The organism is Pseudoalteromonas sp. BSi20439 (assembly GCF_000241165.1).
Classification (GTDB): domain Bacteria; phylum Pseudomonadota; class Gammaproteobacteria; order Enterobacterales; family Alteromonadaceae; genus Pseudoalteromonas.
In genome coordinates this window covers 1-11,818 of sequence record NZ_BADW01000219.1, presented here as the reverse complement: position 1 = coordinate 11,818, position 11,818 = coordinate 1, and the positions used below count along the sequence as shown (strand labels likewise).

Below are 11,818 nucleotides of genomic sequence, written 5' to 3'. Positions count from 1 at the left end.
TAAGCTAGGCTGTTGTTAAAAACCAACGCATTAATTGAGTGAACTTGTTATTATCATAAAATCAGCGCACATAAATAATAATTAAAATTTTAAAAAGTGAAATTCAACATGCTAAAAAAAACAATCTTAGCTATTGCCTTAGCAGCCACCTCGCTGCCAAGCTTAGCCGACAGTAACAGCGATTTAAAAACCATTATTGATAATCACTGGCAAAACGCCAAAGCTGAAAAAATATTTTTTAGAACCGATCCAGACGGTTGGAAACCAAACGGCACATTGCCAAATTGGAGTGAACAAGCCATTGCTAAGCGCCAAGCTTACAACAACAGCGTACTAAAAAGCTTAGCCAACATTGACCCAAAAACACTCAATAGCGAGCAGCTAATGAACTACCGCTTATTTAAATATGAGCGAGAAACAGAGCAACAAAGCTACCTTTATCAAGATAAGTATTTTCCGGTTAATTTTTTAAGTGGCTGGCATACTTACTTTGCAGAAGCGCCGGCTAACATGGCCTTTTTAACCGCTGATGATTACAACGCATTTTTAGTTAGCCTTAGTGACTACCCGCGCTTTAATCAGCAAAATATTGATTTAATGAAACAAGGTATAAAAACAGGGTTTACTCATTATTGTAAAACCTTTGAAAATTACAGCCAAAGCATTAGCGCTCATATAGTTAAACAACCTGAGAATAGCGCCTTATATGAGCCATTTACTCGCATCCCTAATACATTTACTGCAGCGCAAAAAGAAACTTACCAAAATAAAGCTAAAACATTAATTGAAGAAAAAGTAGTTCCTGCTTATCAGCACTTTTACGACTTTTTTAAAAATGAATACATGCCACATTGTAGAGCTCAGCCGGGTATTGCAAGTATTAAAGGGGGCCTTGATTACTACAATTACACGGTTAATTATTACACCACCACTGATGCTACCCCTAAACAAATTCATGAACTTGGTCTAAAAGAAGTGGCGCGCATTAAAGCACAAATGCAAGCCATTATTGATAGCGTTGGTTTTGATGGCAGCTACAGTGACTTTTTAGAATTTTTAGCAACCGATGAGCAATTTTACGCAAAAGACGCCCAAGATTTGCTAGAAAAAACCGCTTTTATAACCCAAAAAATGTATGGCAAACTCCCTACTTACTTTGGCCATTTGCCGCGTAACACTTTTACTATAAAAGGCTCAGCGAGTCGCGGTGCGTTTTATATGCCACCTGCTGATAACCGTTCACCTGGCACTTATTTTTTAGCCTCAACTCCAAAACTGCAGCCTTTATATAATTTAGAAGCACTTAGCCTGCACGAAGCTATTCCTGGGCATCATTTACAAAACGCCATTGCAATGGAGTTAGACGTTCCTGAATTTAGACGCACACTGAGTCACTCAGCATTTGGCGAGGGCTGGGCACTTTATACAGAGCGTTTAGGTAAAGAAGCGGGCTTTTACCAAAGTCCATACAGTGACTTTGGTCGTTTAGGCTACGAAATGTGGCGCGCAGTGCGCTTAGTGGTTGATACCGGCATTCATGCCTTTGGCTGGAGCCGCCAAAAGGCGATTGATTACTTGGCTGATCATACCGCCTTGCCACAAAGCGCCGTGGAAGATCAAATAGACCGCTATATTTCATGGCCAGGCCAAGCGCTTTCATACAAAATGGGCGAAATTAAAATACGCGAACTGCGTGCAAAAGCCGAAAAACAGCTAGGCGCTAAATTTGATATACGCAGCTTTCACGACACCGTTATTGGTCAAGGTTCACTTCCTATGGCGGTACTTGAAGATGTAATTAACGACTGGATAGCACATCAAGAATTAGCTATCTAAGATACAACGGAAACAAATTGAGAGGCGGTATTATTATCGCCTCTTTTTAAAGCCCTATTAAACACCTCATAACTAATCTCTGCTCGCTTTTGCTTCGTAAAATAAATGATTTTAAAAACCAGAGCATAAGTATGAAAAAACGTATTCTGTATTGGCTGCAAAATGACTTGCGCATTGACGACAACCCCATACTCAATGATTTATCACAGCAACAATGTGAGTTGGACCTGGTCTTTGTGATTAACCCTGCTTGGTTTAAAAGCAATAGCTACCAACAAAAACCCTATGGTGTCCACAAACAACGCTTTTTAATGCAAAGCCTATATGAGCTACAGGAGTCTGTTTTAGAGCTTGGCCAAACTTTACATATTATTGAAGGCGATCCAGTTGAGGTATTAACACAGCGTATTAATGAGCTTAGCATTGACGAAGTTGTATATAGCCAGCAAATAGGTGTATATGAACAGCGCCAAATTAGTGCTCTTAAGTCAAAATGCACGACTGTGGTATTTAAATCTGTGATGCAAGATACTTTATATCAACAACAGCAACTGCCCTTTGAACTAGCTAATTTACCAACCGGCTTTACACCTTTTAGAAAAAAAATTGAAGCGGCAGAAATTAGTTTAGCCACACATACATTTTCAGCGGCAAGATTGCCTCCACCTATTATACTTTGCGCAAAACAACCGATAGAAAAGCCAGCAACAGGGAATACACAATTACTTGGTGGGCATCAGGCTGCGCTTGAGCACTGCCAGCAGTACTTTTCATCGGCTTTACCGAGTAGCTATAAAATCACTCGCAATGAGCTGGATGGCTTTGATAACTCAACAAAATTTAGTAGTTGGCTGGCTTTTGGCTGTATTAGTGCCAAGCAAGTTTTTTGTGCTGTAGATGCTTATGAAGCGCAGTATGGAGCAAACGAGTCAACTTACTGGATCAAGTTTGAATTGCTCTGGCGTGAGTATTTCAAGTGGCATGCAATTAATGTTAAGCATCAGTTATTTACCTTTAAAGGTAAGAAACAAAGCTCGCCACTGACCACGTTTAGCCCGAATCGTTTTGCTAAATGGTGCCAAGGCAGTACACCTTACCCGTTAGTTAATGCCATTATGAAAGAGCTAAACGCAACAGGCTTTATTAGCAATCGCTCAAGACAAATCGTTGCTAGCTGTTTAGTGAACGAACTACAACTAGACTGGCGCTATGGTGCGGCTTACTTTGAGCAACAGTTAATCGATTACGATGTGGCGTCGAATTGGGGTAATTGGCAATATATTGCTGGAGTTGGTGTAGATCCGCGCGGCGGACGTCACTTTAATTTGCAAAAACAAACCCAGCAATATGATCCGCACGGTGTATACATTGCCAAGTGGCAAGGAAATGAGCATTGCGATGCACAATTAGATGACTTAGACGCCGCTGATTGGCCAGTGTAAAAATAAAACCTCGAACATGATATTGGCTAGCTGACTCTCGTTATAAGCCTAAGGTTAAACCTTGGGCGAGAGTGCCGCTGGGTTTTTCTACTACGCGGTTAACTTCAACCCCGTTATGCTTAACAATAAAAGTGGGGGTATATTGTAAGTCATGCGCTAGAGCAATACCTGCCTCATCACGTTTATCATAACCGACTGTAACAAAGGTTATTTTCGAGAGTTTAACCTTAGACTCATCGAGTAACTTTATTAATCGAGGTACTTCACGGACACTGTCATGGCACCACGTACCTAAAAGCACTAACACCTCTTTACCTGCTAATTTTTGCATCAATGCAACGTCTTGCGGTGTCGGCGAAAATGTTTGGTATTGCTTAGCAAATTTATCGTGATAGCTTAATAAACGCTTAGCAGTAATAGCGTCCGAGTGTGGTTTGAGCGTTGCATTCAATGCCAGTGGTAAACTCAACATTAAAAGTAAAATTAATTGTTTAAACATAATCTTATACTTAAAAAGCATTTTAGCTACTATACCCATAATCGAATTTAAGTGAATACATTTACTTACTTTTGTCCATAAAATTATTCACCTGAGATAAAACAGCTAAATACTCACGTTTGGCTTCTTTGTTTTGTTCTAATTTATCTAAGTCACCGATTAACGTCACTAATTGCGTATGTGAATAACTCGATGTTGTTCTAAACTCGTTTGTCGCCCCCACACCACTGAGTCGTTTTCTTTCATCCATACTATGACTATCTTCATTTTTCTCAAGCCAAATATCGTTAATAAGGCGAATATTACTCTCACTGGTGGTGGTTTCTTTCAATTCTTTTTTTAGCTCGTATTGAGATATTTCGGGATTAAACTGATACACTTTTTTATCTACATCCACCTCATGAGCCTGATCAAGGGCAACCAATTCGTTATTTTTTACAGCGGTACCAATAGTGTAATTTTCTTGTTTATCATAATAATCAGGGGGGATGTCTGAGCGGTTACCTTCTTCATAATTAAAACGCGTGCTCGCCGTTTTATCTTGAGTGACCCCAGTTAACCCTGCTGATTTTTGGTGTTCTGTATTTTGACTCAGCTTTGTGGTGCTTGTTGCTATGTAATCTCCCTGATCCATTGCAAAAGAGAATTTTGCATCAAAATCAGCTAACTTAGAAATCCCATCGCCTAAGGAATTTTTATCACTGCTTCCTAGCCCTTGGTAGCGTGGATCTTTGGTGATCATATTGTCAACTAAATTAGCGACAAGCTCGCGTCCATTAGTAAACTGCTTTGTAGCAACCGACTCAATTTCACTATAGCGTTCAGCGGCTGATGACATACTACTAAACGCACTTTTAAATACAGCCAGCCCTTGTCTCATCACTTCGTCACTTTTGTGGCCAAACGCAGAGCGTGTACTTTTCTCAGAGCTATTGAGCAGGCTATCTTCTAAGCTTTTATCGAGCGCTTTTATGTATTGTTGCATTTGGCTTTTGTCTTGAGCACCAATGGTTGACATATCAAGCGAAAAATCAATATTGTTTTGTCCGTTTACCGATTCAAACTCCAGTATTTGCTGCTCAGAATCCTCATCAAGGGTATAACTTAAATTAAGCTCATTATCTGTTCCAAGGAGCGCTCCATCAGCATCGGCAGTATTTCCCTCTGACGTTGAAAAATACAAATCAAAACCCGAAAGTTCTTTATTATCAAAATTGCTCAGAAAACTTAAATCTAAATCAGCTTGGTTTGCGGGTACGTAACGACTGTAAGCGCTTTGTTTAGCCTTAAAAAATTCATCCGCCATTTCGCCAACACCAGAAAGTACTTGCGTTAATGCTTGGTGTTCAGACTCTGATAAGTCGCCATCCACTTTATAACTTACACTAAATTCATCAGTGGTTTCGCCGCTTTCTTCATCGTAACCTTGTGCAGAATGAAAGGTGATTTTAATAACATCACCTTCTTTGGTTTTTACCGAAAGCTCAAACCCATAGTTATCATCGTCTTCATATCGCTCACGGTTAAAACTTTCCATGAAAGGGTTAAGTGAGCGTTCAACACGCTGTTGGCTAGATGCTAAAAATGTTTTTTGATTAAATCCCAGTTGCCCCAAGTTTGATAAAATAACGCTAGTGTTGGCATAAGCACCTTGGATATTTTTTACCGAAGAATTTAAGCGCTCAATTAACTGATCACTGCGTTCGTTTTTTAATAAGCCCTCTTGCTGAGAGCTTATTACCGTACGTAGTGCAACCTCTTCACTAGAGAGCTTATAATTTGAGCCACTGGGTGTGCTGGAAATCGTGAGTAACGAGGATAATTGCTGATTAAGTATTTCATCGACTTGTTGGTCACTAAACTGACTGAGCATTTCATCAGTGATTGTTGCCGAACTTGGCGCTAAGTGAGCACGCGATTGCAAGCCTGTGGGCACCGTGGTTTGGTTTGAATTATTGACCGATTGGGCAAGCAACGCATTTAGGTTAGCATAATTGCCTTGTAGTTTATTAACCATGATTATCCTTAATCTTCAGTACAATGACTTATTGTATCGGCCATTTAGCACAGAACTTTAAGGTTAATAATTCAACAGACACAAAAAAATACCTTAAAAGTAATTAGCAGGTTTTGGCAAGCAGTGACTTTAATATGTCTGGTACAAATTTTCGCTGCGCGGTAATGGCATAAAAATGCTCAAACGCATCGGGTAAACGCTGATACTCAACCAGTATTCCTTGTTCTATTTCATCTTTTACTACAACTGATGGCAATACCGATAGTGCACCACTATCACGAGCAAGTAATCGCAGCATAGCCATATCATCAGCCTCTGCTTTTATTTTTGGCTGATATTGCCAGCGAGCACATAAAGCATTAAATGAGTCTCTAATGGCGGAGGTTTTAGCGGGTAACACCCATTGTGCATCCGTGTAACCTGATGGAAATTGGCCGCGTGTTTTTTTATCAGCTGGACCAACTATAGCTAATGGCTGACGAGATACCAACTGACTTTGCCAAAGCTGATCGTAGTGCTCAAGCCCGATGGGTTTATTGGTTAAAACTAAATCCAGTTCGTGCTCTGCCAAACCATTTAGCAGCCCATCCATACGACCTGCAGTCAGTGAAAATCGTACTTCGTCATTACTCATTAAGGGATTAACAAATTCTTCGATAAAGTTACGAGAGAGCGTATTGAGCACCCCGATTGATAAATGCTGAGTTTGCGAAATCACCCCTTTATGAATAAAAGAAGACAGTTCTTCCCCTTTGGTGAATATATCGTTGGCGTACATTTGCACCCGCTTTCCCATATCGGTTAATGCGAGTGTGCGGCCTTTACGTTCAAATAACTCAATATTAATGGTGTGCTCTAATTGTTTTATTTGCGTAGAGAGCGCTGACTGAGACAAATGCAGCTCTTTCGCAGCTTGGGTTAAGTTACCAATACGAGCAACCGACCAAAAATAATATAAGTGATGATAATTTAAACGGCTCATTATTGTTCTCTTTTATAGAACGTTTATATGCATTATATCTATTTTTATTTAGTTATCTAGTTTGCCATACTTTGATCACTAAATAAGGAGCACTGAATGAGTGAGTATATTATTTCGTTGTTACTGCTAATAATGCCTTTGAGCACATTTATAGCAGCCTGGTTAATTGGCCAACAATCGCGCGCTTCAAATGGTCATGTGCTGTTTAAAGTAATGGTGTTTAATAGCATTGCATTTATAACAGCTATTACGCTTCATCAAATTTATGCTTTTAATTTACTCAGTTTCTTATCGCTGACCATGACCCGAATTATTATGCTGGGGCTTATATTATTTATCACGCTGATATTAATTCGCTTTTGTAAGCACTATATGCAAGGTGAGCCACGTGTAAACTACTTTTGGCGATGGCTACTACTTACCATCACTGCCGTATTAGTTGTGGTTATGAGCAACCACTTAGCGCTATTTTGGCTAGGCTGGGTGGCGATAAGTTTAGCACTACATAAACTTTTAATGTTTTACCCTGAGCGCCCACGAGCGGTGCTTGCCGCCCATAAAAAATTTATTGTGGCACGTGTTGCCGAATCCTTATTACTAATTGCATTAGGTATTTTGTGGTTCATTCACAATAGTCTGTACATAAGTGATATAACCGCCTTTTATCACACCACCACACAACCACTGTCTTTTGCAGAGCAAGTCGCCGCTTTTTTAATTGCCTTTGCGGCTTTAATAAAATGTGCTCAACTTCCAATACACGGTTGGCTAATTAAAGTGGTTGAAGTACCGACACCGGTGAGCGCGTTATTGCATGCGGGAGTCATTAATTTAGGTGGCTTTTTATTAATTTTATTTGCGCCTTTGTTTATTCAAGCTAGCGCAGCACAATGGTTAATTTTAATTGTTGCAGGTTTAACTACGGTGATCAGCGCATTAATAATGACCACCCGAATAAGCGTTAAAGTAAGGCTAGCTTGGTCTACAAGCGCACAAATGGGGTTAATGCTGGTAGAGTGTGCGTTAGGTTTATTTGAACTGGCTTTACTTCACCTTGTTACCCATTCAACTTATAAAGCTTTCGCATTTTTAAACTCAGGTAACGGCGTAAATGAAGATCTGATCCGTCGCCATATGCCAAAACAATCACCCGCATGCTTTGCTTGGTTAACCGGTGCGTTTGTTTCAATAATAATCGTTGGCGCAGCATGGTTTATTAGCTCTTATCAGGGAGCGGTAAGTATTTGGTTGCTTTTAGCATCAGCGTTAACCATTTTGCTTGCCAATCAGCATGGTACAGCTACGGCTAAAACACGTAGTAAAAAGCTGTTAATTGCACTATTAGTGGTCTTTAGCTATGTGGCGGCTAAAAATATTTTTGCGTTTGCACTTCCCCTTGAGCAGTGGCGCGAACCTGCATTTAGCCTAGCCGACAGTTGGGTAATAGCCCTTATTTTAACCTTAATGATAGCAAGCTATTGTTTGCGCTATCAGTCTTGGCGCCCTCAGGTTAAATCATTGTCTACTTTATTATTTGCAGGCTTGTATTTAGATGAGTGGTTTACACGATTAACACTAAAAATATGGCCGATAAATTTGCCTAATAATGGCCACACTGATTTAAAAAATCATGCCGCTGGGATCACTATTGAGGAATCAAAATGAGCACTCTAACGCCTTCAGATAATAGAGCACTCTCGCTAAGCGAGAGTCAAAATAGCCTACTTAATAAAGTATGCGGTTACATAGCACCAAACTGGCCGTTAGATCAGATGATTGCAGTTAACCCATTTTGGGAAATGCGCCATATGCCAATTGAAGATGTAAGCGCACGACTGGATACCTTATGTAATGCCAACATGCTAATGCCTAAAGATTTTTATCTGCAAAAATATAACACCGGCATAATTACCGACAAACATTTAGCCGATGCCGCAACGCTACTCAATAGTGACTTTAATAAAGAGCAACTATTACAAAGCCTTAAGATTGATGTGCCATTAGTAGACTGGCACAACATTGCTGATTTACTCGACCAGCAACGTAATAAGCATAAAATGGCATGGCATGATGAAATTACTCATCAGTTAAGTCAGTTTTGTGCTGCGCACTATCAACAACTCGGCCCTATGCTGCATCGAAATGATACTAAAGCCCCATCTGAATTATATCGCCATTGGCTAACTGTTATTCAAGCAGATAAAGGCATTAGCATTGTTATGGATGAACGGCATTTAAATGGCTACTTTAAGCAATTACCCACATGCGCAGATGAACTGATTGCACTGACCCTTAAAACGCTTAACATAGATAATGAATCGTTAGAATTATATGCACACTCACTGCTTTTAGATATTAACGGCTGGGCATCGTGGCTTGCGTATTTACGTTTTCAAGGTCAGCTATACAACACCCCAACAGATGAGATGAAGCAACTTCTGGCCATGCGCATGGCATGGGACTTAGTGATTTGGCAGTATATAGCCAATCATGATAGTGCTACATTTAAACAACTACAAAGCCAGTGGCAACAAGAAAAGGCGCTTGTCGTTGAGCGCCTACATGCACATAAACTAGCACAAAAGCCATTATGGGTATGGGCAAAAGCACTAGAACTCAGCTTTCAATACCCGCTTAATGATGCGCTGCAAAACGCGACTAAAGCCCCGGTGAAAAACGCTCAATTACAAGCTGTTTTTTGTATTGATGTACGCTCGGAAGTGATTCGCCGTGCGCTTGAATCTCAAAGTCAACATATTGAAACGTTTGGCTTTGCTGGTTTTTTTGGTTTACCGCTGGAATATCAAGAAAATGGCAGTGCTATTACCCGCCCACAGCTCCCTGGGCTACTTAAACCGGCTATACATGCCACGCAAACTCACAAAGACGCGACCCTTGAAGCATCACGCCAAAATAGTGCAACATGGCAAAGCTGGTCAAAATCGGCTCCTTCATCGTTTTCTATGGTTGAATCAGCAGGTTGGCTATACGCATTTAAATTAATAAAAAATACCTTTTTATCTAAAGGCGATGCTAAAAAGTGCACTCCGACTGATTGGCAATTAACACAAAACCAACAGCAACTTACCCTAAAAGACAAAACCGATTTAGCCCAAAAAGTGCTTACAACTTTAGGTATAAAAGCGTTAGCGCCTCAGGTAATGTTAGTGGGTCACGCTAGCCATACAACCAATAACTTACACAGTGCAGGCCTAGATTGCGGCGCCTGTGGCGGGCAAAGTGGTGAAGTTAATGTGCGAGTACTCGCAAGCCTACTTAACGATGCTCAAGTACGTCAAGCGCTTAAAACTCGAGGACTCACACTGCCAGAAAACACCCAGTTTATTGCAGCCATTCATAATACAACCACAGATGTGATCACCACCTATAATGCTCAATTGGATGATAATCTAAAAAAATGGCTCAGTGTGGCAACACAAACAGCTCAGCAAGAGCGCTTAGTTAATATAGAACCAACACTGGTTGATAAATCAGCGGATGAAATTAATCACGCTTATCATCAACGTGCCCGCGATTGGTCGCAGGTACGTCCTGAATGGGGGCTTGCAAATAATGCCGCCTTTATTGTCGCGCCGCGCGCATGGACGCGAAATATTAACTTACAGGGACGCTGTTTTTTACACGATTATGACTGGGAAAGCGATAACGACTTTGCAATATTAGAGCTTATTATGACCGCGCCTATGATAGTCACCCATTGGATCAATAGCCAATACAATGCCTCAGTTAACGACAATCACAAATACGGCAGTGGTAATAAAATACTTCATAATGCGGTGGGCGGTAACATAGGCTTATTTGAAGGTAATGGCGGCGACCTGCGCATTGGCTTAGCTATGCAATCGCTACACAATGGCGATAAATGGATGCACGAACCTATTCGCCTCAATGTATATATTGCTGCGCCGCAAGCAGCAATCTCAGCAATTTATAACAAGCATACGATGGTGAAGGAACTAATTGATAACCATTGGCTAACACTCATTCGTTGGGGCGATGACAATACGCTAGAGCGCTTTGAAAATGGACACTTCACTACAGTTGTCCCCTCTAAATAGCGAGCATGATCAATGTTAAAAGCCGTCATTGCCACTAAACATAAAAAGGCACCTTTGATCGCTCCTGCATTAGAACCACTTGGCTATAATGTGGTAACAACCAGTCTATTTGATACCGATACGCTTGGGATGTTTACTAATGAGGTGCAGCGTGATTGCAGTGCCCAAACAGCGGCACTAATAAAAGCTCAACGCGCATGTGAACTCACTGGCGAGCAATATGGGCTTGGAAGTGAAGGCAGCTTTGGAGGTGGCCCACACCCTGGGTTAATGAACTGGGATGAAGAAGTAATTTGTTTTTACGATAAGCGCACTAATACTGCTATTTATGGACACGCTGGCGGGCCATTTTCACCCAGCAGCTTAGCCATTAACAGCGAGACTAATGTTGAATCGATCACGGCTGCATGCCAGCGCTATAAAAAGCAACACTGGATACTTGATGACACTCAAACACTTTATAAAGGGCTAAGCTTTGAAGGCTTGGTTGCTTTATTTACAGAAAAAGCGCCCAAAGCCGGCATAATCACGCCTGATTTAAGAGCTATGTATAGTGGGCAACGCCAAGCTATTATTCGCCTCGCTGCCGAGGACTTAGCAAGGCGGTTGGCATCAAAATGTCCACAATGCCAGTGTGCTAACTTTGTTGCCAAACAACTCACTAAAGGCTTGCTCTGTGAGCTGTGTAACATGCCCACACAACAAGTAAAATCAACAACCTCTTTGTGTGATAGCTGCGGCTACAACCATATTGAAGCGAATGAAAAACACGTTGCCGATGCAACATATTGCCAGTTTTGTAATCCTTAAGAGTTATTATGACATCATTACAACCAACTCAATTATTAAATACTGAAGAGCGTATTAACCAAGCCGTTGCATTATTAAAAGCCGGCGAATGCGTCGCTTTACCCACAGAAACCGTTTATGGCTTAGCCGCAGATGCGACTAACAGTGATGCCT

At 40.9% G+C, this 11,818-nt stretch carries 9 protein-coding genes; 6 read left to right on the top strand and 3 right to left on the bottom strand.

Translation table 11 applies throughout. The features are described from left to right. Positions 1-108 precede the first annotated feature (108 nt). Together P20439_RS16840 and P20439_RS16835 are read left to right on the top strand one after the other, a co-directional pair. Entirely contained in the window at positions 109-1,836 is a 1,728-nt protein-coding gene (locus tag P20439_RS16840) for a DUF885 family protein (protein ID WP_008468634.1), read from the top strand. Positions 1,837-1,967: 131 nt separating this feature from the next. Beyond that, a complete protein-coding gene (locus P20439_RS16835) occupies positions 1,968-3,278 on the top strand; it encodes a DASH family cryptochrome (RefSeq protein ID WP_008468632.1) in 1,311 nt (436 codons plus the stop codon). Between the two features lie 40 nt (positions 3,279-3,318). Here the strand turns inward: P20439_RS16835 and P20439_RS16830 are convergent, their stop codons facing one another. The 3 genes from P20439_RS16830 to P20439_RS16820 all read right to left on the bottom strand — a co-directional run bounded on the left by P20439_RS16830 (position 3,319) and on the right by P20439_RS16820 (position 6,776). Beyond that, positions 3,319-3,777, bottom strand: a complete 459-nt coding sequence (locus tag P20439_RS16830) for a thioredoxin family protein (protein WP_008468630.1) — start codon at positions 3,775-3,777, stop codon at positions 3,319-3,321. Between the two features lie 61 nt (positions 3,778-3,838). Continuing rightward, on the bottom strand, positions 3,839-5,794 hold the full coding sequence (locus P20439_RS16825) for a hypothetical protein (RefSeq protein WP_008468629.1): 1,956 nt from the start codon (positions 5,792-5,794) through the stop codon (positions 3,839-3,841). 103 nt (positions 5,795-5,897) lie between these two features. Continuing rightward, a complete protein-coding gene (locus P20439_RS16820) occupies positions 5,898-6,776 on the bottom strand; it encodes a LysR family transcriptional regulator (protein WP_008468627.1) in 879 nt (292 codons plus the stop codon). Positions 6,777-6,872: 96 nt separating this feature from the next. Here P20439_RS16820 and P20439_RS16815 point away from each other — a divergent pair, with 96 nt between their 5' ends. The 4 genes from P20439_RS16815 to P20439_RS19115 all read left to right on the top strand — a co-directional run. Continuing rightward, the gene (locus tag P20439_RS16815) at positions 6,873-8,441 is read left to right on the top strand and encodes an NADH-quinone oxidoreductase subunit L (RefSeq protein ID WP_008468625.1); all 1,569 of its coding nucleotides are present in this window, start codon (positions 6,873-6,875) and stop codon (positions 8,439-8,441) included. Continuing rightward, on the top strand, positions 8,438-10,855 hold the full coding sequence (locus P20439_RS16810) for a YbcC family protein (RefSeq protein WP_008468623.1): 2,418 nt from the start codon (positions 8,438-8,440) through the stop codon (positions 10,853-10,855). The genes P20439_RS16815 and P20439_RS16810 overlap by 4 nt, the downstream gene beginning before the upstream one ends. 12 nt (positions 10,856-10,867) lie before the next feature. Further along, positions 10,868-11,665: a DUF6671 family protein gene (locus P20439_RS16805; RefSeq protein WP_008468621.1), complete on the top strand. Its 798-nt coding sequence runs from the start codon at positions 10,868-10,870 to the stop codon at positions 11,663-11,665. A gap of 8 nt (positions 11,666-11,673) precedes the next feature. Continuing rightward, positions 11,674-11,818, top strand: a 145-nt coding sequence (locus P20439_RS19115) for an L-threonylcarbamoyladenylate synthase (protein WP_193371998.1), incomplete at its 3' end; no start/stop codon positions are given.